Consider the following 23,362-nt stretch of genomic DNA (forward strand, 5'->3'; position numbering starts at 1 on the left):
TGTACTCTCGATATCGGTCCTCGGCAACCGGACTCGCGAGAATTTGGGAGAGCAGATTCGAAGCGAGCGTTTCTCCCGGTAAAACGGAAGCATGGCGGAACATTTTACATACAAGTGTCCCATATAGTAGCTATGGAACCGAACGGGGATTCAGGACGGTCGGTTAAATCAAATGAGACGCTGTTCGCTATCATCGAATCACTGAAGGAGACCGATGGTGCGGGCGTCACCGAACTCGCCGACCGCCTCGACCTCGCAAAGAGCACCGTACACAAACACCTCGTGAGTCTAGAACGCAACCGCTACGTCGTCAACGAAGGCGGCCGTTACCGACTCGGACTCGAGTTCTTCAACACTGGCGTCTACGTACGAAACCAGTACGAGATCTACCACGCCGCGAAGAACCGCATCGACAGGTTGGCCGAGGAGACCGACGAGGCGGCGTGGCTCATCGTCCCGGAGAACGGTCTCGGGATGTTCATCTACGGGGTCCCGCGAAACGAGTCGTTCTCGTTCGATTCGACGATCGGGACCTGGGTCTACCTTCACGCGAATTCCGCTGGTAAGGCAATTCTGGCTCATCTCTCCGACGAAGAAGTCCAACAGGTCATCGATCGCCATGGTCTACCGGCCCAGACGGAACAGACGATCACTGACAGGGAGGAGCTGTTCGCCGACCTCGAGGACGTCCGTGAGCGCGGCTACGCGATGAACTTCCAGGAGGACCTCCGGGGACTACACGCTATCGCGACGCCCGTCATCCGAGACGGGCGACCGATCGCCGCCGTCACGATCGCCGGCGCCGCGAACCGCCTGACCGAAGAGCGAATCGAAGACGAGCTGTATGAGTCGTTACTCGAGGCTGTCGACGATATTGAGCTCCGTCTCGTCTACGGCTAGAAGACGCGCCGCTATCCGTCACGAACGTGGACTGATTTCTGTGGCCGGCGTTTCGGCGGTTACGCGTTGATGACCGACGACGTCGTGTATTCGAGCTCTTCAAGCGAATTACGATAGCGCGCCCAGAGAGTTTCCCCGGTGATGTTCGTAGCGGAATCAGCAGGACCAACATCAACCGCATGGACTATCACAGCAGTGCTAATGTAATGGTTAGATCTCAACTCTCATCGTCTCGGCTCCTCATCCATTATTGATAGACGGGAAATCTTCCCTCAGAAGGAGGCTCAGCTAGCCCAGAATGGCAATAACGAAGTCAATATCGCATATAATTTAATATATGGGCACCTACATCCATTATACTACAAGAAAAGTCGAACTAGTGTCGAATCGATATCGGTCACAACTGATATATGCGTCTGATATAATCGGACGATTGGCGGGCGGTGGTCAGCTACTACTATGATCGATTCCACACCACCGATGTCCTCCGTTCTCCGATTGTCGACGCACTGATCGTTTCCTAGATGGGAAACGGTACCGGCCCCTCTGTTGTCGTGAGAAACACGGACGTGCCAGAGTTCGTTGCGCCCGGTGAGCGCATCGAAAAGGAGTTCGTCGACGAGATGACCAACTCCTCTTCGTGGCACAGTTGATCGTTCGATTTCGAGACCGGCAAGAACCTCGCCAACGCTGGCACCGTGCGCCGGTCGTACGACGTGATGGTTGGGGACGGCGTCGTCTTCGTCGACGACGGAACGTGCCCGCTCGTTTTACTTATCTCGCGGCACCGTTCGTTCCCCTGATGATGATGATTCTCGGCGTTCCGGACCCGAAAATCGCCGCCACGGCGATCATCGTCGCCGGTGCCGAGTACTTCGTCGGGACAACGCTCGTCGTCGAAGCGTCGCTGTTCACGAAGGTGTTCGTCATGATCGTCACGAGCGCGCAGGCGATCTTCTTCGCTGCGACGGCACCGATGATGGTGGACATGTTCGACGACGTTCCGATGCGGTTTCGCGATCTCACCCTCCTCTTGATTCTCCGAACCGCGCTGCTGATCCCCGTTGCGGCCGCGCTGACCCACGGTGCCATCGCTGTCGGCCTCATCTGACCGCATCGAACCTCGACACCGTCCGATCCCGTTCTGTTCTCCTCGCTGACGCTGAACCGCAACAGTGCTCGAGAGGGGAGACCATATCGATCGCTGCGAGGACGCGGAACGGTGGATCGGTCGGCTCGTGCACCACCCGGAACCCAACCGCGACAGTCGACGAGACGGTCGTCGGCGAATCATCGTCTGAAGACTGCGGTTTGGACCAGTTGGCTCCGGTCTAGCCAGCGATAGTAACGCTAGCACTCGCTGTCAACAGTCAACATCGTCGATCGCACCCTCGAAGACCGATCTTTCCAGTCGTGGACCATTCTCGGGATCACATACTCTACTCTTCCAAAGATATATGGGAGACAATAAGAAAGAGTTCTATGATGACGATTGACACCGTGCAGCGAGTGGCAGTACTCGGAGCCGGAAGTATGGGACATGGTATCGCGGAAGTCACTGCGATTGGCGGCTACGACGTCGCGATGCGCGATATCGAGGAGGACATCGTCCGCGAGGGATACGAGCAGATCAAGTGGAGCCTCGGCAAACTCGATGAGAAAGACCAGATCGACGAGTCCGCCGACGAGGTCCTCGAACGGATCGAGACGACGACGGACATCAGTGAGGCCGTCTCCGATGCGGATCTGGTCATCGAGGCCGTCCCCGAACAGATGGAAATCAAGGAGGACACGTTCTCCGCGGTCGACGAACACGCCCCGGATCACGCGGTCCTGGCGTCGAACACCTCGAGCCTCTCGATTTCGTCGATCGCGTCGGCGACCGATCGACCCGAGCAGGTCGTCGGCCTCCACTTCTTCAACCCGCCGGTGAAAATGGACCTCGTCGAGGTCACCTACGGCGAGGCAACCACCGACGAGACAGCAGAGATCGCCCACGAGTGGGCCGAGTCGGTCAACAAGACGCCGATCTACGTCCGTAAGGACGTCCACGGCTTCGTCGTCAACACCGTCCTCGTCCCCTTCATGGAGGAGGCGGCCTGGATGTTGTCGAACGACGAGACGACGGTGCGTGAGGCCGACGCCACGATGGTCTATGAGCGGGGGTACCCGATGGGACCGTTCGAACTCAACGACTTCGGCGGGATCGACGTCGCGTACCACTTCCGCGACGAGTCCGGCCAGCCCGTTCCCCCGGCCATCGCGGAGAAGGTTGAGGCCGAGGAACTCGGCAAGAAGAGCGGCAAGGGCTTCTACGATTACGAGGACGGTGACGGCGTCGACTACGAACCCGAGGATTCGGGCGGTTACGACGCACTTCGCACCGAAGCCGTGATGATCAATAAGGCTGCATGGCTCATCGGGAACGACGTCGCGACCCCCGAGGAGATCGATATTGGGCTCCGGCTGGGCGGTAGCTTCCCCGAGGGAATGTGCCGGCGCGGCGATCGCATCGGTCTTGACGTCGTCCTCGAGAAGCTCGAGTCGCTGTACGAGGAGTACGGCGAGGAGCGCTACGATCCCACCGACTACCTCGTCGAACTCGTCGAGGAGGGCTGGACCGGCGAGGACGCCGGCAAGGGCTTCTTCGACTACCGGGTCGATCCGCCGTACCACTACATCAACTGGGAGATCGACGACGACGGCGTTCTCGCGGTCGAGCTCGACCGCCAGGAGCGGATGAACTCGATGTCCGAGGACATGTTCGCGGAGATCGATCGACTCCTGAACGACGTCGACGCCGACGAGGTCTCCTGCGTCGTCTTCGAGGGAGCCGGCGACCGTGCGTTCAGTTCGGGCGCCGACATAACCGGCTTCACGGCCGGCGAGCCAACTGACATTATGGACGTCGACGAGATGTTCCAGACCGTCTACGAGTTCCCGCGGCCGACGGTCGCGAAGATCGACGGCTTCTGTCTGGGCGCCGGTATCGAGCTCGCGCTGGCCTGTGACATCCGTATCGCGACCGAGGACTCGACGATCGGGACCCCCGAGACGAACCTCGGCGTGATCCCCGGCGGCGGCGCGACCCAGCGGCTCGTCCGCCTCGTCGGCGAGGGCCGGACGAAAGAGATGGTGTTCCGCGGGATGCAGTTCGACGCCGTACAGGCCGAGGAGTGGGGCATCATCAACCACGCTGTCTCCGACGACGAACTCGAGGAACTGGTCGGCGAGATCGTCGACGACCTCGTCTCGGGTCCGCCGGTCGCGCTGAAGGCGGCCAAGCAAGTGATCAACGACGGTCCCGAGGCCAGCCTCGAGGCGGCGCTGGCCATGGAGAAACAGGCGTTTGCGGTGCTGTCGACGACCGACGATATGTACGAGGGCGTGGCAGCGTTCAGACAGGACCGCGAACCGCAGTTCGAGGGTGAGTAACCGTGACCGCGACTCGCAACGTCGCGATCGTCGGTGGCGGACAAACGAACTGGGGCGAACGCGACGCGACTTGGAAGGACCTCGCCCAAGAGGGCGGAAAGGCGACGTTCGACGCTGTCCCCGCCATCGGCCCCGAGAACGTCGAGGGGCTGTTCGTCGGCGCGGTCCAACCGGAGCGGTTCGCGAACCAGACTCACGTCGCGCCGCTGGTCGCGGAACTGCTCGGCATCGAGGTCACCGAGATGACTGCGCGGACCGAACTGGCCTGTGCCAGCGGGCAGGCGGCGCTGCGCTACGCCTGGCTCGCGATCGCGGCCGGTCAGCTCGACACCGCGCTCGTGCTCGGCGTCGAGAAGATGAACCTCGGCCGCGAGTATATGCCCGAGATGCAGTCGTCGATGTCGAACGTGCTCGACCGTGAGTTCGACGGCGTTAACGGACTCGCCGCGCCGCCGTTTTTCGCGTGGTACGCCCAGCGACACATGCACGAGCACGGGACGACCCGCGAACAGCTCTCGCTGGTCGCCGCGAAGAACAAGAGCAACGCCGCGAAGACCGACTTCGCCCAGTTTCGGTCGGCGATCGAGCCCGACGAGGTCACCGAGTCGCCCGAGATCGCGCCGCCGCTGCACCTCTACGACTGCAGCGGCATCACGGACGGCGCTTCGGGTGTGATCCTCATGAGCGAGGAGAAGGCCCGTGAGGTGACCGACACCGCGGCCTGGATCACCGGTAGCGGGCAGTCGTCGATGGCGGGCAACTCGATCAATAATCTCCCGTCCTTTTCTGGCTGGCCGCAGGCCCGAAAGGCATCGCAAAACGCCTACGAGCAGGCCGGTATCGAGGATCCTCTCGGGGAGATCGACATCGCCGAGATCCACGACTGCTTCTCAATCAGCGAGGTCATCGAGTACGAGGAACTCGGCTTCTGTGAGCGCGGCGAGGGCGGCCAGTTCATCGAGGACGGCCGCAGTCGCCTCGACGGCGACATCGCGGTCAACCCGCGGGGCGGCCTGCTGGGTTGTGGCCACCCGCTAGGCGCAACCGGCGTCTCGCAGGCGCTGGAGGTGACCCAGCAGTTCAAAGGTGAGGTATCGAGAAACAGACAAGTGGACGATCCGACGACCGGGCTGATCCACAACCTCAGCGGAAGCGGATCGGTCCACAGCGTGATGACGCTCGCGAGGGATCCCCAATGACTGACACCACAGACCCCACGGACGGCGACGCCGAACGAGAGCGCGTCTCGGTCCCCTCGAAGGTCGAGCTGCCACGACTGCTCGACTTCTACGAGCTCCAGACCGAGGACCAGACGCAGATCCACGAGTTCTACGACAACCTGCGGGACGGGCGGCTGACGACGACCCAGTGTTGCGACTGCGACGAGATTCACTTCCCGCCGCGGATCGTCTGCCCCGAGTGCACGGGCGACGATCTCGAGTACGTCGATCTCCCCGACGAGGGCGAGCTGTTCGCCTTCTCGGAGGTCCGAGACGGCCTCCCGCTAGGACTGAGCGAGCACGACGTCCCCTACGTGGTGGCCGTCGTCGACCTCGGTCCCGTCAGGCTCTCGGGATGGATCGACAACGCCGCTTACAGCGACCTCGAGATCGGAGACGCGGTCTCGCTGAAGATCGTCGAGATAGACGGCCCGACCGACGAGGAACGCGTCTTCTACCGCTTCGAACCCGCGGACGGTGATGCGAAATGAAAGACTACGAACTCACGCTACGGGTCATGCTCGAACGGGCCACTGACCTGTTCGGCCACAAGGAGATCGTCTCGGAACTGCCCGACGGAACGACTCACCGATACACGTACGACGAGGCGTACGACCGAATCGCCCAGCTGACCAACGCCTTAGACGAGCTCGGCGTCGACGCCGGCTCGCGCGTGTCAGTGATGGCGATCAACCACTACCGCCACTACGAACTGTACTTCGGGCCCTCCTGCAGCGGCCGGAGCATCCACATGACCAACCACATGCTCCCGGACGAACACCTCGTCGAGATCGTCAACGAGGCCGAGGACGAGCTCGTCTTCGTCGACCCCCAATTTGTCGAGACCGTCGAGAACGTCGCCGACGAACTCGAGACGGTAGAGCACTACGTTGTCCTCGACGACGAGGTACCTGAGACGGACCTCGAGCCCGTCGTCGCCTACGAGGACCTCCTCGAGGGGCAGGACACCGACTACGACTGGCCGGACCTCGACGAAGAACAGGAGGCGGGGATCTGTTACACCTCCGGAACGACCGGGCTCCCGAAGGGGGCCGCCTACTCCCACCGGGATCTCTACCTCCACACGCTCACACACGGCCACGTCGACGTCTTCGAGATCGGAGAGAACGACGCCGTGATGCCCGTCGTTCCGATGTACCACGTCAACGGCTGGGGGCTGCCCTACAGCGCGACGCTGTCCGGCTCGAAGCTGATCCTGCCAGGCCCCAAGACCGGCGCCGAGGAGATCGCAGAGCTCATCGAGCGGGAGGCCGTGACCATCACTGCAGCGGTAACGACGGTCTGGCTCGAGATGGCCGAGTTCTACGACGAGCATGATGACGTCGAACTCGAGAGCCTTGATCGGGTCCTCATCGGCGGCACGTCGCCGCCGGAGTGGCTCATGGAAAAGTTCGACAAGGAGATCGACGCGCCGATCCACCAGGGGTACGGCATGACCGAGGCCGCGCCTCACCTCGTCAACACGATGACGACGACCGAGGTGGCCGATCTCCCCGAGAGCGAGCGCTACCAACAGCAAATGAAACCGGGTCTCCCTGCGCCCGGCGTCCGGATCCGGCTGCGGGACATGAGCGGCGAGCCGGTCCCTCACGAAGGGGAATCGACCGGCGAGATTCAGGCGCGCTCGCCGTGGCTCATCGACGAGTACTTTGACCGACCCGAGGAAACCGAGGCGTCGTTCACCGACGACGGCTGGTTCAAGACCGGCGACGTCGGTGTGATCGACGAGTACGGCTATCTCGAGGTCGTCGACCGCCTCGACGACGTCATCAAGAGTGGCGGCGAGTGGATCTCCTCGCTGGAGCTCGAGAACGAGCTGATGGCCCACGACGATGTCGAGGAGGCGACGGTGATCAACATGGAACACGAGAAGTGGGACGAGCGCCCAATCGCCTACGTCGTCCAGCGAAACGAGATCACCGAGGACGAACTGAAGGGACACCTGTTAGAGCGGTTCCCGAAGTGGTGGCTGCCAGACCGGATCATCTTCATCGAGTCGATCCCGAAGACGACGACCGGGAAGTTCGATAAGAAGGTGCTCCGCGACGAGTTCGAGTCGAAGTACGGGACGCTGCCGGTCGACGAGTAACGCGACCGTCGAGCGCGTCGCCCCTTTCGGTCGTTTCCGACCGATCTTGTCGCTGATGACGCCCCTCGAGCGGTTCGACCGCCGGACCGGATATCGGTGCCGCAGGTTGCGACGGAGGAACCGTTCCATGTCTGTAAGGGAAGCGATCGGGCCATCTCTCACCCGTTCTCGCAGGGCGTCATCGGTGGGTTTGCAGTGCGCCGTTCTCGCGGTTGCTTCGGCCGGCGGGGTATCGCTCAACGCCGAATAGACGTCTTCGGAACTATGCCCGAGGCCGTGGAGTTCGTAGAACGTTGTGTCGTGACAGCGCTCACGAGCCCGCTCGAACAGCAACTCGCTCTGTCCATAGCCGACGATGTGATCGTCGTTCCCGTGATAGAGGAGGAGCGGCGGGTCGTCGGGGTCCACGTACTCGATCGGACTGGCGTACTGGCCGGCTTCGGGGTTCTCTCCGACGTTCTCCCCCACGAGAAGCGATTCCGGAGCTGTGGCGTGTTCGTACTCGTACGGGCTGTCCGGGTGGGCCGTTTCCCGCAGCCGATCGAGGGCCATGATCCCGTACCAAGAGACGGCAGCCTGGACATCGCTCGAGTACGTAGAGGGGCCATCACCTTCGAACTCGTCGACCTCGTTCGTCACTCCGGCGAGGGCGGCGAGATGGGCGCCCGCGGACGTCCCCCACGTAGCGACGTTCTCCGCGTCGAGGTCGTAGTCGTCAGCGCGGGCACGGAGCCACTGGATAGCGGTGTTGACGTCGCGAATTTGTGCGGGGAACGTCGCTTCCGTCGCGAACCGGTACTCGATGCTCGCGACGGCGAACCCTCGCCGTGCGAAGTGTTCGAACATCGGAACCTCACTGGGGTCGGCCTTGTCCCCGTAGAGCCACTGCCCACCGTGAATGTAGACCACTACCGGGGCCGGGTGCGGCTTCCGTCGATCGGGGAGATACAGGTCGAGTTGAAGTTCGCCGTCGCCGTGGTCCTCGTGATCGACGTCCGGCCGTTCGGCGTACGTGAGGTTCTCGCGACGTTCGATCTCCCTCGAAGGAGTGGCCGGTGTGCCTGCTGCACTGCCAGTCGACAGTGCGATCGCCGACCCAGCGATACCGAGCCCTCGAAGAATCGATCTCCGCGTCGTTCCGTTTCTCTTATCGTGATCAGTCATGCCGACGTAAATGTGTGACAATGGCACACTACATACGTCTTGGGCTGAGAGTCAGATGTTGCTGCTGAACAGACCGGCTATAGATCACGGCCGGCGTTCCGTCTGTGGTTTGAACCCCTCAGTAGGCTCTGACTGAGAACGTCATTCGGAATCGACGGCGAAAAGAACCGAATGAGTTCAGGCCGGTAGCTCCCGGCCGTAGAGCCCGGTCGGTTTCGCCAGCAACACGAGGGCGATGACGATCAGCGCCGACATCCCGCCGAGACGCGGCTCGACAGACGTGGTGGCCACCTCGAGGAAACCGATAATGTAGGCAGCGACGACGCTGCCCCGGATCGAGCCGATGCCGCCGAGGATAACGATGGCGAACGCTAAGACGAGCGGTGTCAGGCCCATATCGTACGACGCCGCTCGAAACGACCCGTAGAGCACGCCGGCGGAGCCAGCCAAGACCCCGGCCACCGTCCAGGTGAGCAGCGTGACACGATCGGTCCTGATGCCAAGCAGTGCGGCGCCCTTCTCGTTCATGCTCGTGGCGATGATCGCTTGTCCGACCTTCGTGTAGTTGACGAAGGCGAAGAGGGCAATGATGAACACCCACGAGAGCGCGAAGATCAGGAGATTGTTGTAGAGAAATGAGACGCCAGCGACTGTCGTCTCGCCCTCGAGCAACTGTGGCACCGCGCGCGACTGGGTGCCAACCACCGCCTCGAGGAGGTACTCGACGACGAGGCCAGCCAGTAGCGTGAGGATGAGGACGTTGACGCCGTCGTCGATGTGACTCACGAAGACTCGGTACAGCAGGGCGTGGAACAGCGCACCGGTCACGATAGCGGCGACGAGACCGATCCAGACGCTGTGTCCCAGGCCAGCAACGTACCAGGCGGTGAACGCACCGATGGTGATCGTTCCGCCGTGGGCGAGGTTTGCCTGTCCCGCGACGCCGAAGACGAGGGTGAACCCCACCGCGATGAGGGCGTACAGCGATCCGACGATGACCGTGTTCGCTGCGATGGTAACGATGTCGACCATGGTTCAGAACCAAGAGGGCCGCTGGTAGTCCGAGGTCGACAGGTCCTCGGGGTGGATGACTTCCTGAACGCCACCGTCGTCGGTGGCCTGCCACTGGAAGTTAACTCGACGGAGGTACTCCTCGCCGAACTTCGCGTCGTGGGGGTATTTGTGGTCCATCCCGTTGAACTCGATCGTTCCGCGCGTTCCCTCGAAGGAGGCATCGGCCAACGCCGGCACGATCTCCTCGGCGTCGGTCGTTCCCGCCGACGTGACGACGTCTGCCCACATCTTGCTCTGTCTCTTATACACATCTCTGATGGCGCGAGGGANTCAGAGATGTGTATAAGAGACAGGTGTGGACCGCGGGCGCGTTACTGATTGCGTACTCGGGATTCCCACCGAAGTCCTCGTAAGCGGCCGGATCGACGATTTGGGAGATCTGTCCGCAGAGCGCGAACTCACGCTCCTCGCTGCGCCACTGGACCAGCGCCGGTGCGGCGGTGTGGGCCTGTCCCATGATGACGGTGTCGGCGTTTTCGCCTTCGATGGTATCGAACATCTGCGAGAAGTTCTCGGTGTCGGCGGGATACCGCTCGTTGTAGACGACCTCGAGGCCCCGCTCCTCGAGCAGCGGCGGGAGGTCATTCGTGAACGACTTGGTCCACTCGAATTCCTCATTGAGGAGCGCGGCTCGCTCCCACTCGCCCTGCTCGTTCATGTACTCGCAGAGATCCGCGATCGACGCCACCCAGCGGGTCGCGTTCCCGTATGGCCGAAACTGGTACTTGTACTTCTCGTAGTCGTCGGCGAGCATCTCGGCGATCGCCGGCGACGTGTGACCGCCGCTGAGGTGGATCGTCTGGTGCTCGGCGATATCTGACATGAGCTCGGACATTACCTCCGTTCTGAAGACACCGGCCGTGACGTCAACCTCCTCCTCGACCACGAACTCGAGGTATCGATCGCCAGCCGTCGACCCCGATCCCTGCGTGTCCGCGGTGAGCAGTTCGACGTCCTCGTCTAAGAGGCCGCCGTCCTCATTGAGTTCCTCGACGGCCAATTCGGCGGCCTGTTCCTGTGCCGTCCCCTGCGGTGCGCTCCCCGGTTTGTACGCTAGGAGTCCGACCGTGATCGTGTCGTCGTTCGAATTACCGCCGCCGAGGCTGAGACAACCTGCGAGCGACGTCGTCGCACCGAGACCGGCGACTCCCACGAACTGCCGTCTGGTTAGTCCGAGCGCTGTCCGCTCTCCGTGCGTTTTATTCCCACGCATATGGTGGTGATGAACATGGTAGTAAATAAAATTATTGATTATCGAATAGTTCAGGTCGAGCCACGCGTGCGAGTATTCGACGGACGGGTCGTCTCGAGTCCCGGACGCTCAGTAGAAAGATATATGCAGGATCGTATACCATACCATGTCAAGTGATGGAATGACACGCCGGAATATCGAATCACATCGAATCGTTGGTATCGTCTGTCTGATTGGATTAGCGTCCGCCCCGTTCCTGCTGGGGATTCTCACCCTTAGACAGCTCACTGCCGCGCTGTTCCTGGGGATGTTCGCGATGAGTTGGGACTACGTCTCCGGCTACACCGGGCAACTGAGCTTCGGACACAGCATGTTCTTCGGGATCGGCGGTTACACCGCAGCCGTTCTCAACCTCAACGTCGGTCTCAGTCCGGTGGTGACGATACTCGCCGGAACGGTCGCCGCCGGGATCGCTGGACTCCTCGTCGGCGTTCCGGCGCTTCGCCTGCGGGGACCGTATCTCGCGCTCATCACGCTGATTGCTCCGCTCGTACTCGTCCAGATCGTCAATATCTACCCCGACATGCTCGGCGGCGAGGGGGGACTGCAGGGGATGGACCTGCTGGTCGCGGTCGACGAGCCCATCGGTGTCCTCTCGGCGGTCGGCTTCGAATCGGCGTTCGAACACCGAGTGGTCGTCTACTACTACGTAGCGCTCCTCCTGTTCCTGGCTATCTACGCCCTGTTCTACGTCTTCACGCGGTCGTACGTCGGCTCGGTCTTTACGGCGATCCGCGAGGACGAGGACGCGGTGGCGGCCGTCGGTGTCGACGCCGCGAAGTTCAAGCTGTTCGCGTTCACGATGAGCGGCGTCGTTGGCGGACTGGCGGCGGCGACGCTCGTCCACACGCCCCTCGCCGGAGCGGCACCGGAGCGACTCCTGGTCCTCCCCGTTAGCATCGAAGTCGTCTTGATCGGATTCCTCGGTGGTATGGGGACGATCACCGGTCCCGCCGCTACAGGGATCGTCTTCTACTTCGTTCGCGACACGCTTCAGGCGAGCGACGCCGTCATTCCACTCGTCGGCCTCCCGGTTGGTGAGGTCTGGGAGGTCCTGTTCTACTCTATCGCACTTCTGGTCCTGTTCGCGCTGCCCCGAGGTGTACTCCCGTGGCTCTCCGACCTGAGTCGCACCGTCCGCGATCGCAACGATCCGTCCGCGGAACCGATTTCCGAGACACACTGACAACGACAATGAGTACGCATTCGACCCGATCGGCACGCGACACGGCACAGTCGGCGGATATCCTCCGCCTCGAGAACGTCACGAAGCGATTCGGGAGCGTCACAGCGATCGACGATCTCTCGTTTACCATCCGGGACGGCGATATCGTGGGCTTCATCGGCCCGAACGGGGCCGGCAAGTCGACCACGTTCGACTGCGTGTCCGGCGCGCTCGCCCCGACCAGCGGTTCAGTCTACTACCGCGGCGAGGACGTCACCGGCCGCCCGCAACACGCGCTTGTCCGGAGGGGAATCGCTCGGACCTACCAGACGTTCCGTCCGCTGAACGACCGGACCATCCTCGAGAACGTTGCCCTCTCGCAGGTCCCGAACTCGCTGTTCTCCCTCACGGACTTCCGCGCCGACACCGAGGAGCGAGCCAGGGAAATCTGCGAGCGCGTCGGGCTGGAGGAATATCTCTCCCAGACGCCGGACGAACTCCCCCACGCAGGGCTGCTCCGTCTCGAGGTCGGGCGCGCGCTCGGGACCGACCCGGACCTCCTGCTGATCGACGAACCGTTCGCCGGGCTCACTTCCGACGAGATCGACCAAACCGTGAAACTGTTCTGCTCGCTCCGGGAGGACGGGATGACGCTGGTCGTGATCGACCACAACATGCATGGGCTGTTGGATCTCGTCGACCGCGTCGTCGTCATTTCCTTCGGCGAGAAGATTGCCCAGGGCACACCCGAGGAGATCCACAACGACCCCACCGTCCAGGAAGCGTACCTCGGAGGTGAACTCTAATGAGCGCCGACGAGAGTGAGCCGCTGCTCTCGGTGTCGGACCTGACGGTCTCGTACGGGAAGGTGACAGCACTTGACGGCGTCGACATCGACGTCCGGACGGGCGAGACTATCGGCGTGATGGGTCCAAACGGTGTGGGGAAGTCGACGCTCGTCGACGCGATCAGCGGCTTCCTCGACTACGAGGGCTCCATTACGTACCGCGGGATGGAGGTCTCGGAGGCGTCGACGCAGACGCTCGTCGAAAACGGCCTGTTCTACTGTACCGAGCGCCGGGATCTGTTCGGCCAGATGAGCGTCGAGCAGAACCTCCGGCTCGGCTCGTACCTGAACAGGGACGGCGAGAACGAGCGCCTCGAGAAGGTCTTCGAGCTGTTCCCACGTCTCGAGGAACGGCGCTCACAGGAGGCCGAAAGCCTCAGTGGCGGCGAACAGCAGATGCTCTCGCTTGGCCGCGGACTGATGAGTGATCCCGACTTCCTGATCTTGGACGAGCCGTCGATCGGACTCGCGCCGGTCGTCCTCGAGGACATCAGCGACGCGCTGGCGGCGATCACTGACCTGGATGTCACGGTTCTGCTCTGCGAGCAGGACATCACGTTCGCGCTCGAGCACGCCGATCGACTTTACCTGCTCGAGAACGGCGCGGTCCGCCGTTCGGGACCGACGGAGTCACTCCAGTCCGACGAGTTCGTCGAGTCCTATATTGGCGGCTGACTCGGTCGCGACCGGTCTCGGCCGAACGGAACCACCGTTTTCGCCCGCTGCGCTCGAACGGGACACCCTGGTACAATGTTATTAGACGAACTGGCCTCGAGCGGCTCGTTCGGCGGTGCGTTCGGTGCGACCGCTCGTCCATACCGAACCGAATCGTTCCCGTACGGCCCGAATCGACCCGCGGGTAGCCGAACGGGGCTCGAGTCCCGTGGAATCGGGACCCATCGTTCGGCAGTTGCGGACGCGGCCCGCCGGTACGTCTACTACTGTTGGACGTAGTTCGTTCATCGGTTCGGTCATTCGATCGACCGACCGCGTGGCCCTCGGTAATTACAGTAGTATGGTTGTAATAGTTGTCGGCCGGGACGTTCGAGCGGAGATTCGGCGTCGAGCGCCCACGATACGCAGACGTTTCGGGCGTCGACGAGTCGGATTCTCTCGCCGGAGCGTACTGTCTGACATCATTGGACGATCCGCACACGTCGTTACCGGCTCAGTTACCGGCTTCTCATCACGGGATCGCGGATCGAACACCGGAGCAGCCCCCACGGAGCCTCGGAGGCGCCCCTCCGAATCGAACGCGGGAACCCTCGTCACGAGGTCCGGCACTGTTGCGAGGTGCCCCCGGCCTGTCGTAGAGGCGCGTGATCGCCCGTGCACGTGCGGCGTGGTCGAACTCCTTCCGAGTCGCCGGTCCTGCGGATGACCGCCGGACAGACTCGAGGGCTATCCGAACCGACTGCTCGTCTCACGAGAACCGGATGATCGAAAATCTAATATGTGTTGCTACGTGTACATCAACCATGGAGAATGGCATAGGGCAGCATGCGATCGAACTCGCGTTCGACATCCGGCGCGGACGCGTCTCACCGGTAGACGTAATCGACGAGACGTTCGAACGAATCGATCGGTTCGACGACGAACTCAACGCCTTCGTCTATCTCCGAGAGGAGGACGCGAGAGAGGAAGCGGCGGCGGCCGAGCGGGCGCTCGAGAACGGCGAACCCGTCGGCCCCCTCCACGGCGTACCGGTCGCACTGAAGGACCTCGACTCGCACGTCGAAGGGATGCCGTACACGTTCGGTGGGGTGAAGCCGCTCGGCGAGCAACTGCCGGAGCGGACGTCGGTCACCGTACAGCGGCTCCAGGACGCGGGGGCCATCGTCGTCGGATCGACGAACAGCCCCGAATTCGGCGCGGCCGGGGACACGACGAATCCGATGTTCGGGTCAACGGGGAACCCGTTCGACGCCGCGAAAACGGCCGGCGGTTCGTCCGGCGGGAGCGCGTCAGCCGTCGGGGCGGGAATGGTCCCGCTCGCGCTCGGCTCTGACGTGGCCGGCTCCCTCCGAATCCCGGCGAGCGTCTGCGGGACCTACGGGCTGAAACCGACACCGGGTCTCGTCCCGAACGAGTCACAGCCGGACCTGTTCCGTGATGCGGCCCCGTTCGCCTCCTACAGCGGACTGACGCGGACGGTCGGGGATACGGCACTCCTCCTCGACGTTATCGCCGGCGAGCATCCCCGAGACCCGCTCAGCGTTCCAGGGACCGACGCGGAGTACCGGGACGCCGTCGATCGCTCGATAGCGGGCCTCTCGGTCGCGTTTAGCCCCGACCTCGGTGTCTACGACGTCGAGGAGCCCGTTCTCGACGCCGTCGAGGACGTCCTCGATACGCTTCGGGAAGCAGGCGCTACGGTCGAGCGGGTCGACGTCGACTTCAGTGTCCCGTTCGATGCACTGTTGGAGTGTTACAACACGCTCCTCAATTCGAGCCTGTCCGCGGCGGTCGAGGGCATCGCGCGCGAAACGGGGATCGACCTGCTGGGAGAGCACCGCGACGAGCTTTCACCGCACGTCGTCGACTTCATCGAGGACGGGTACGAGTACAGCGCCGTCGAGTACGAGCAGGCGAGCGTCGTTCGGTCGCGTGCGTACGAGGCGATCCAGCGCGTCCTGAACGGACACGACCTGTTAGTGACCCCGACGCTCGCGACGCCACCGTGGGAGAAGGGCGCGCTCGCGCCGGACGAGATCGCCGGCGAGGCTCCCGAGACCGACAAGGAGACGTTCCTCACGTGGCCGCTGAACCTGACTGGCCATCCGGCGGCATCGATTCCCGCCGGGCGCTCGGCGGAGGGGCTCCCCATCGGCGCACAGCTCATCGGTTCACGGTTCGCTGAAGGGACGATATTGGCCGCCAGCGCGGCGATCGAGCGGCGGCAGCCGTGGATGGACAAGTATCCGACCCGGCCGTAACGACCTTGAGGGCCGCGGTCGACGGATTTCCGTCGAGAGCGCGAGCCGTTTCGATGATCCCTCGGGAGTGTTTAGTCCGGGTGTGAAGGAGTGACGGTGTTAGCTCACAGTGAACGCGTCCGAAACTGACCGTCCCAGACTAGTGCAGCCACCGACTCGGATTTCGCGGACGAGAGCGGACGCCGCGGGAGTACTGGCACTCAGGACTCGCCCATCGGTAGTAGACAGCGCGTTCGCGGGCGGTCCGTCCGACGACACACTCGGTGCGATCGCTCGTCGACAGCGGCCGACATCGTCCTCGTACGACCCGAACTGACCCGTATCCGGTCGAACGGTGCTCAAGCGGTGTCGAGTCGGGCCCCGTTCGGAAGTCGCGAACGCGACTCGTCGATCCGTCTACTAGTATCGGACGCGACTCGTCCGCCGATCCGGCCGCTCGATCGGTCACCGGGCGACGCCCGCTAATTACATACGTATGGTTGTAACGGCTTGCCGGTGGACGCGCGAGTCGAAAAATTCGGCGGCGAGCGTCCACGATGCGTAGACGTTCCCTGCGTCGACGAGTCGGATTCCCGCGTCGGAGCGTGCCGTCTGATATCATCGGACGATTTATATACATCGTCCGTAATGGTTCAATCATGACCGACGGCACACCGCCGATGAAATCGGTGATTCGCGCCTTCGAGGTGCTGGACGTCCTCTGGGAGGTCAACGGGGCCGGCCCCTCGGAGGTCGCGACGCGGATGGACGTTCCGAAGAGCACGGCGCACGTCTACCTGCGGACGCTCGAGGAGACGGGCTACGTCATCAACGAAGGCGGCGAGTACCGGCTCAGTCACCGGTTTCTTACTACCGGATCGCGGCTCAAACACCGGAGCAGTCTCTTCCGAGCGTCGGAGGCGAACCTCCGCGAACTAGCGCGAGAAACGGGCGAACTCGTGTCGCTCGTTGTCGAGGAGGCCGGCCGGTCGGTGATCCTCCACGTGGAGTCGGGGAATCGCTCGCTCGAGCTCGGCATCTACTCGGGAATGGTCACGCCCCTCCACACCAACGCCACCGGAAAGGCGATCCTCGCGCATCTCCCCGCCGACCGAACCGACGAAATCATCGACACCCACGGGCTCGAGCGCCTGACCGACGAGACGATCACGGACAAAGAGACGCTGCACGCCGAACTGGAGACCGTTTGTGAGTGCGGTTACGCGGTCGACTGGAATCAACAGGTCAAGGGGATGGGACTGATTGGCGCACCGATCATCGTCGACGAACAGCTAAAGGGGGCGGCCGGCGTGGTCTGTCCGACTGGTCGCATAAAGGACGAGACGTACCAGCGCGAACTCCTGCAGAAGCTAGAGGGGATGATCGACTCGATCACGATAAAGTACCGATACGGGACGTGACGCTCGAACGGCCGCCTAACGCGACAGCGTCGACTACGGCTGAACGTTCGCTCTCGAGAAACGATCTGGTAAATCGGGCTTCCGCTCTTAATAGCGAATACAACCGCTATCCCTCATAATAACATCAATCACCCGTCAGAAAACGCGGTTCGAACCGTTCTAATTCGGTTTCCTGAGAACGAACGGTTTCCGTTCGTCTGTTTAGCCGATTGCTTGTCGCTGTGAACACCCGCTCTGATCGCGGTCTCCTGGCGAGATTTCCGTTCATAATACCATTAATCGAGGATACCGCCGACTGAAATCGATCGTCGTTCGCTACTAGCGAACAGTAGTCACGAGAAGCGGATCGCGAGGAACAATGCCAGACCGAACGCGTACGTCGTGCCGATGAATAGGGCGACGAGCCGTTCTGGATTGGGTTCGCGCAGCTGACAGCCCAGTATGGCGCTGACGGGGACGGCGCACGCAAACAGCGCGCTCCGCGGAAGCGGACCGAAGCGACTCGAGACCGCCAGTGTGACGACGCTGACGAGGACCAGCGCCCACGCCACCTGCAGGGCGCGGTCGGGACCGAGGACGACCGGCAGCGTTCGCTTCCCGACCCGGCGATCGTGGCGATAGTCGAGTCGGTCGAGCATGACGTTGATCGCGACGAGCAGGAGGAAAAGGACGAGACAGACGGCCAGTGCCAGGGCCGTGACCGTCCCCGTCTGCGTCGCGTAGCCGCCTGCGGTCGCGAGGACGATCCCGAGTGGATAGTCGACGCTCTCGGTGAGGGGGTTCGTATCGAGGTGGGGCGCGTGGAGGTATCCCAGCGCGAGCAGCGGTGCGGTCAGCAGGGTACCGATCGGCCCCGCAGCGAACCAGAGTGCAACGAGACAGCCCGCGAACAGACCCGCCGTGGCGCCGATCGCGATGCGGATCTCGTTCGGCTCGAGGGGATTCGTCTCGTCCTCACCGCGGACGTAATGGTCCACGTAGCCGTCTTTCAAATGCGCGACGTAGACGGCGAGACAGACCGCAGCCGCGTGGAGGGTCGCACTCAAGGTCGCGAAGTCCGTCGCGAGCAGCGCTCCAAATCCAGACATCGCCGCGCCCGGAAACAGGAAGATCGGCTGGACGTGGAGCCACAGTCCGCGAGCCCTGCGTCCGATTCGCGTCCGAGCCGGTTTCGACCGATCGTGCACGGACGACCGTATGACGTACCGCTACATCAATGTGACCGATCGGTTCGCGTCCACCGAGCGAAGCCGAATCGAGAGGACGACAACTGATACCGGCGACTGCAACTCGACGGAGCGAACGGAAACAACGACGAAGACCCGGACGCGAATGCGCTCGTTATACGCCCGTCGTTTGACGGGAGATTCCATAATTATTAATACCCTCGGTAGTGGTCATCACACATAGTCCGTATGAATTTCATCGAGACCTTCCACCGCACCGTTCGACGACACTCGTCGGAGACGGCGATCATCACCGACGACGGACGGTCACTGACCTATCGAGAACTCGACGACCGCACCGCTCGTCTCGCGAATGCGCTGAACGAACGAGTGGGCGACCGTCGAGCGGCAACGTTGGCGGTCAACGGCCCGACGGCCATCGAGATGATGATCGCGAGTCAGAAGCGCGGGATCGGGAACGTCCAGTTGCCGTTCCGCGATAGCCCCGGCGGACTCGCCGCGATGCTCGAACCCACCGACGCGGGGATCCTCGTCTTCGACGACGCGAACGCCAAGAAGGCCCTCGAGGTCCTTGACCGCACCGACATCGAGCACGGTATCCATGCCGGCGAGGCGTCGATCGAGCGTGAGGACGTCGAGTCGTACGATGTCATCCTCTCGGACGCATCGACCGACGAAATCGAGCCGCATCCGGACTACGAACACGGCGTCTTCTACACCAGCGGAACGACGAGCACGCCGAAGGCGGTACTGTTCGATCAGGAGAAGCTCTGGCACGGCAGCACGCAGGTGATCATGGAGATGGGCATCGAGGAGACCGACACGGCGCTAGTGACGACGCCGTGGTATCACATGGTGACCTGCGACGCCTGGATGCTGCCCCACATTCAGGCCGGCGCGACGCTGGTCGTGCAATCGGACTTCGACCCCGACGAGACGCTCCGTCTCGCGGCGGACCACGACGTCACGGGGCTGCTGGCCGTGCCGACGCAGCTGCATGCGCTGGCCAACCGTCAGGCGGAGGCCGAGTACGACATCGATGACCTCTCGTACATTCGGACCGGTGGCTCGATCGTCACGGAGGGACTCGTCGAGAAGGCGTCCGAGCACCTGACCGAGGGCGTCTACAACACGTACGGGCTGACCGAGGGCGGACCGAACCTGACGTTCGCACACCCCTCCGTCCAGGACGAACACACGGGGACGATCGGTAAGGAATCGTTCGTGTCAGAAGTTCGAGTGGTGGAAGCGGCCGACCCAGACGAGGATCCGAATCCGGAAGCGACGGTCGAACCCGGGGAGACGGGAGAGGTGATCGTCCGCGGGCCCGGTACCTGTGACGGCTACATGGGGCGTCCCGAGGAGACCGAGTGGCTAATCGTCGACGACGAGTGGATCCGCACGGGCGACGTCGCCGAAGTCGACGAGGACGGCTACCTGTACATTACAGGCCGCGTCGACAACATGTTCGTCTGCGGTGGCGAGAACATCTACCCCGAGGAGGTCGAGGAAGTCGTCGAGACTCACGAGGCCGTCGACGAGGTCGTCGTCGTCGGCGTCGAGGACGAGCAGTGGGGTCACCGAGTGGCCTGCGTCGTCTGTCCCGACGCGGACGACCTCACGGAGGACGAACTGGACGAGTTCTGCAAGGCCCACGACCAACTGCCGAACTTCAAGCGCCCCCGCGAGTACGTGCTGACGGAGGAGAAGTTTCCACGGACCGACACGGGAACCGTCCAGCGAGAGACGATCCAGACCGAGTTCTTCGCCGAGGCCGAGTAGACCCCCTCCGAGCGGGTGGATCTCGGACGGTATTTGTGTCGTATTCCGCCGAATATCGCGCTATCGATGTACACCGTACTGCTGCCGGGAGTGTACGATATCGCGGACCGGACGACGGGGACGCCAGGTATCGGGCGTTCCTCGTCGACACCGGCGTGCCGATGCTCATCGATACGGGACTGCCGGACACGATGAGCGCGCTGTTCGAGGGTCTCGAGGTGATCGAGATCGAACCCGAGCGGGGCGGTCATCACCTACGGTGACGTCGACCACGTCGGCGGACTCGAGGCCATGACCGAGCGGTATGACGTCATGGCGTACGTCCCTGAGGAGACCGACGTCGACGCGCACTTGTCGACCAGCGGTACGGTGACGGCGATGAGATCGGGTCGTTCGAAGCCGTCCACGTCTCGGGCCACACGCCCGGACTCCACGGGCTGATCGCCGAGGGCGACGACTTCGCTGTGCTGTCGGACGTGGTCGTCGGCTCGGACTCTCGGGGCCTGCCACGGGGCTACCTTATCCTCCCGACCACCTGCTTCTCCGGAGACCTCGCTGCGGCCGACAAGAACCTCGAGCAGTTCCTCGAGTACGAGTTCGACGCTGAACTCGTCTTCCACGGTTCGTCGGTGCTCTCGGACGCGAGAGAAACTCGAGGCGTTCGTCGAGTTCGCCGGCAAACCGTGGCGGGTCCGTATCGAGCCGTAGCGGACCGGACTCGCATCGCGTGTCGCTCGTTTTCTCCCGCCATGGAAAACGCTTTCATCCCCCTCGAACAATACCATCGGTATGTCGGTCACGAACTTGTTCGACCCCAGCGGAATCGCGGTCGTCGGGGCCTCCGATACGCCGGGGAAAATCGGATACGAAGCGATGCGAAACGCGATCGAATTCGACGGGCCAGTGTACCCGGTCAACCCATCGGCCTCGGGAACCGTCTTCGGTCGGGAGTTCGTCCCCTCGGTCACCGAGATTGACGGCGACGTCGATCTGGCGCTGATCTGCGTTCCGGCACAGGTCGTGCCGGACGTCGTCGCCGAGTGCAGTGAGGCGGACATCGGTGCCGCGATAATCTTCGCCGGTGGCTTCTCCGAAGCGGGACCCGAAGGTCAGGAGCTTCAGGACCGCCTCGTCGCGGCCGCCGAGGAAGGCGGCGTCTCCCTCCTCGGGCCGAACACCAGCGGCTTCCTCGAGCCCTCGCGGGACCTATACGCGACGTTCGCGAGCGACATCGAGGGCATCCCCGCCGGAAACCTGGCGATCATCGCTCAGAGCGGCGGCCTCGCCTACGCGGTCGCGTTCCAGGCCGAGAACGCCGGCGTCGGGATCTCCGCGATGGTCGGCCTCGGAAACCGGGCCACCGTCGGCTTCCGCGAGGCGATCGATTACTTCGACGGCGACGAGCGGACCGACGCGATTCTACTCCACGTCGAGGGAACCGACCGGGGCCGCGAGCTCCTCGAGGCCTGCCGGGAGTCGGAGACACCGGTCGTGGCCTACAATGTCGGTGAGCAGGACGTCGGCGACTTCGCAGAGTCACACACGGGCGCGCTGACCGGCGAACACGAGCTGTACGAGGCCGGCTTCGCCCAGTACGGCGTCCCGACGGTCCGCTCCTCTCCCGAACTGCTGGACGCGGGTAAGGCGCTGGCCGACTGCCCAGAACCGGACGGGCCGAACGTCGGCATCGTCACCGCGCAGGCCGGCCCCGGGATCGCGATCACCGACCGACTCAAGGCGGCCGGCGCGACGCTTCCGTCGCTGACCGAGGAGACCCAGGCCGTCGTCGAAGAGATCCTCCCAGGAATCACGTTCTCGGCCAACCCCGTCGACACCGGACGACCGATGCCCGAGTTCGGCGAGGTCGTCGCCGCCGTCGCCCGCGACGACAACGTCGACATCGTCCTGGTCTACGAACTGTACGAGGGCAGTGTCGGCTATCCGACCGATGTCCTCGAGGGAGTCGTCGACGAGGTCGACAAACCGATCGTCTTCGCCAGCGGCGGCCCCGAGGCGATCTTGGACGAGGAACTGGCCGAACTCGAAGAGTTGCGGATCCCGACCTACCGAGCGCCCGAGCGGGCCGCCGACGCCGTCGGCGCTCTCGTCCGGTACGCGAAACGGAATCGGAATCCAGACGCCGTCGCCGCCGAGGAGGTGAACGCCGATGACTGAACTAACCGAGAGTGGCGTCCTCGAGGCCGTCCGCGGGGATCAACGAACTACGCTCACCGAGTCCGAGGCGAAGGATCTGCTCGACGAGGCTGGACTGGCCGTTCCGCGCGGCCGAACGGCTCGTTCGTCCGATGACGCTGTCAAGGCGGCCGACGAGATCGGCTATCCGGTCGTCGCGAAGGTCGCGTCGCCATCGGTCCAGCACAAGAGCGGGTGGGGCGACGGCGTCGGCGTGAACGTAAACCTCGAGGGGCCGGACGCAGTCCGATCAGCCGCGGCGGAGATCCTCGAGGCTGCGGAGCGGGAGGGGATCGACGCCGCGGTCCTGGTCGAGGAGGCCGTCGACCTCGAGGCGGGACTGGAAGTGATCGTCGGCGGAACGCGGGACCCCTCGTTCGGGCCGACGGTCCTCGTCGGCCTCGGCGGGATCACGGTCGAGGTACTGCAGGACACGAGCCATCGGCTCGCACCAATCTCGACGGCCGAAGCGGTGGCGATGACGGAGGACCTCGAGGCGTCCCCGCTGTTCGACGGCTACCGCGGGTCGCCGGCGGTCGACCGCGAGGCGGTCGCCGAGGCAATCGTCACGGTCGGCGATCTGCTGGACGAGCACGAGGCGATCCGCGAGATCGAAGTCAATCCGCTGTTGGCCCGGTCGGACGACGCGGTGGCGCTCGACGCGCTCGTCTCGCTCGAGGACTGAGATATCGAGAGC

Annotated in this window: 18 protein-coding genes and 2 pseudogenes; 14 read left to right on the plus strand and 6 right to left on the minus strand. The window is 63.2% G+C overall.

From position 1 onward, the window contains the following. The first annotated feature begins 132 nt into the window (after nt 1-132). From C477_RS00180 to C477_RS00205, 6 genes and pseudogenes are all read left to right on the plus strand, one after another. Complete coding sequence (locus tag C477_RS00180; RefSeq protein WP_008892390.1) at nt 133-900, plus strand: IclR family transcriptional regulator; 768 nt, start codon at nt 133-135, stop codon at nt 898-900. Nucleotides 901-1,669: 769 nt separating this feature from the next. After that, nucleotides 1,670-2,011, plus strand: a pseudogene (locus C477_RS00185) (YjiH family protein); the annotation flags it as partial. Between the two features lie 374 nt (nt 2,012-2,385). Beyond that, nucleotides 2,386-4,335: a 3-hydroxyacyl-CoA dehydrogenase/enoyl-CoA hydratase family protein gene (locus C477_RS00190; protein ID WP_049914052.1), complete on the plus strand. Its 1,950-nt coding sequence runs from the start codon at nt 2,386-2,388 to the stop codon at nt 4,333-4,335. A gap of 2 nt (nt 4,336-4,337) precedes the next feature. Beyond that, on the plus strand, nt 4,338-5,534 hold the full coding sequence (locus tag C477_RS00195) for a thiolase C-terminal domain-containing protein (protein WP_008892393.1): 1,197 nt from the start codon (nt 4,338-4,340) through the stop codon (nt 5,532-5,534). Continuing rightward, on the plus strand, nt 5,531-6,046 hold the full coding sequence (locus C477_RS00200; RefSeq protein WP_008892394.1) for a Zn-ribbon domain-containing OB-fold protein: 516 nt from the start codon (nt 5,531-5,533) through the stop codon (nt 6,044-6,046). Before C477_RS00195 ends, C477_RS00200 begins: the two co-directional genes overlap by 4 nt. Beyond that, nucleotides 6,043-7,665, plus strand: coding sequence for a long-chain fatty acid--CoA ligase (locus C477_RS00205; protein ID WP_008892395.1), 1,623 nt, complete (start codon nt 6,043-6,045; stop codon nt 7,663-7,665). The genes C477_RS00200 and C477_RS00205 overlap by 4 nt, the downstream gene beginning before the upstream one ends. A 270-nt stretch (nt 7,666-7,935) precedes the next feature. Here the strand turns inward: C477_RS00205 and C477_RS24385 are convergent. From C477_RS24385 to C477_RS00220, 4 genes and pseudogenes are all read right to left on the minus strand, one after another. After that, a pseudogene (locus C477_RS24385) lies at nt 7,936-8,829 on the minus strand (alpha/beta hydrolase fold domain-containing protein); the annotation flags it as partial. Nucleotides 8,830-9,006: 177 nt separating this feature from the next. Next, nucleotides 9,007-9,861 carry a branched-chain amino acid ABC transporter permease gene (locus C477_RS00210; protein ID WP_008892397.1) on the minus strand — a complete coding sequence of 285 codons (855 nt, stop codon included), beginning with the start codon at nt 9,859-9,861 and terminating at the stop codon, nt 9,007-9,009. A 3-nt stretch (nt 9,862-9,864) separates the two neighbouring features. Further along, entirely contained in the window at nt 9,865-10,152 is a 288-nt protein-coding gene (locus C477_RS00215) for a hypothetical protein (RefSeq protein ID WP_152423234.1), read from the minus strand. Further along, the gene (locus C477_RS00220; RefSeq protein ID WP_083870213.1) at nt 10,145-11,116 is read right to left on the minus strand and encodes an ABC transporter substrate-binding protein; all 972 of its coding nucleotides are present in this window, start codon (nt 11,114-11,116) and stop codon (nt 10,145-10,147) included. Before C477_RS00220 ends, C477_RS00215 begins: the two co-directional genes overlap by 8 nt. A 160-nt stretch (nt 11,117-11,276) precedes the next feature. Between C477_RS00220 and C477_RS00225 the strand changes: the two genes are divergently transcribed. From C477_RS00225 to C477_RS00245, 5 genes are all read left to right on the plus strand, one after another. Beyond that, a complete protein-coding gene (locus tag C477_RS00225) occupies nt 11,277-12,341 on the plus strand; it encodes a branched-chain amino acid ABC transporter permease (protein WP_160167997.1) in 1,065 nt (354 codons plus the stop codon). An 8-nt stretch (nt 12,342-12,349) separates the two neighbouring features. Beyond that, nucleotides 12,350-13,126 carry an ABC transporter ATP-binding protein gene (locus tag C477_RS00230; RefSeq protein ID WP_008892401.1) on the plus strand — a complete coding sequence of 259 codons (777 nt, stop codon included), beginning with the start codon at nt 12,350-12,352 and terminating at the stop codon, nt 13,124-13,126. After that, on the plus strand, nt 13,126-13,842 hold the full coding sequence (locus C477_RS00235) for an ABC transporter ATP-binding protein (protein ID WP_008892402.1): 717 nt from the start codon (nt 13,126-13,128) through the stop codon (nt 13,840-13,842). The genes C477_RS00230 and C477_RS00235 overlap by 1 nt, the downstream gene beginning before the upstream one ends. Nucleotides 13,843-14,645: 803 nt before the next feature. Further along, the gene (locus C477_RS00240; protein ID WP_008892403.1) at nt 14,646-16,103 is read left to right on the plus strand and encodes an amidase; all 1,458 of its coding nucleotides are present in this window, start codon (nt 14,646-14,648) and stop codon (nt 16,101-16,103) included. Between the two features lie 638 nt (nt 16,104-16,741). Continuing rightward, nucleotides 16,742-17,503, plus strand: coding sequence for an IclR family transcriptional regulator (locus C477_RS00245; RefSeq protein WP_008892404.1), 762 nt, complete (start codon nt 16,742-16,744; stop codon nt 17,501-17,503). A 332-nt stretch (nt 17,504-17,835) separates the two neighbouring features. Here C477_RS00245 and C477_RS00250 read toward each other — a convergent pair whose 3' ends face one another. Continuing rightward, on the minus strand, nt 17,836-18,690 hold the full coding sequence (locus C477_RS00250; protein WP_008892405.1) for a UbiA family prenyltransferase: 855 nt from the start codon (nt 18,688-18,690) through the stop codon (nt 17,836-17,838). Nucleotides 18,691-18,918: 228 nt separating this feature from the next. Between C477_RS00250 and C477_RS00255 the strand changes: the two genes are divergently transcribed. Further along, nucleotides 18,919-20,472: a class I adenylate-forming enzyme family protein gene (locus tag C477_RS00255; protein WP_008892406.1), complete on the plus strand. Its 1,554-nt coding sequence runs from the start codon at nt 18,919-18,921 to the stop codon at nt 20,470-20,472. A gap of 254 nt (nt 20,473-20,726) precedes the next feature. Here C477_RS00255 and C477_RS24390 read toward each other — a convergent pair whose 3' ends face one another. Beyond that, nucleotides 20,727-21,092, minus strand: coding sequence for a hypothetical protein (locus C477_RS24390; protein ID WP_239641821.1), 366 nt, complete (start codon nt 21,090-21,092; stop codon nt 20,727-20,729). Nucleotides 21,093-21,261: 169 nt separating this feature from the next. On the opposite strand from C477_RS24390, the gene C477_RS00265 reads away from it, so the two are divergent. Both C477_RS00265 and C477_RS00270 read left to right on the plus strand, forming a co-directional pair. Then, nucleotides 21,262-22,647, plus strand: coding sequence for a CoA-binding protein (locus tag C477_RS00265; RefSeq protein ID WP_008892408.1), 1,386 nt, complete (start codon nt 21,262-21,264; stop codon nt 22,645-22,647). Further along, nucleotides 22,640-23,350: an acetate--CoA ligase family protein gene (locus tag C477_RS00270; RefSeq protein WP_008892409.1), complete on the plus strand. Its 711-nt coding sequence runs from the start codon at nt 22,640-22,642 to the stop codon at nt 23,348-23,350. Before C477_RS00265 ends, C477_RS00270 begins: the two co-directional genes overlap by 8 nt. Nucleotides 23,351-23,362: the final 12 nt, after the last annotated feature.

This window comes from Haloterrigena salina JCM 13891 (assembly GCF_000337495.1).
Lineage (GTDB): Archaea > Halobacteriota > Halobacteria > Halobacteriales > Natrialbaceae > Haloterrigena > Haloterrigena salina.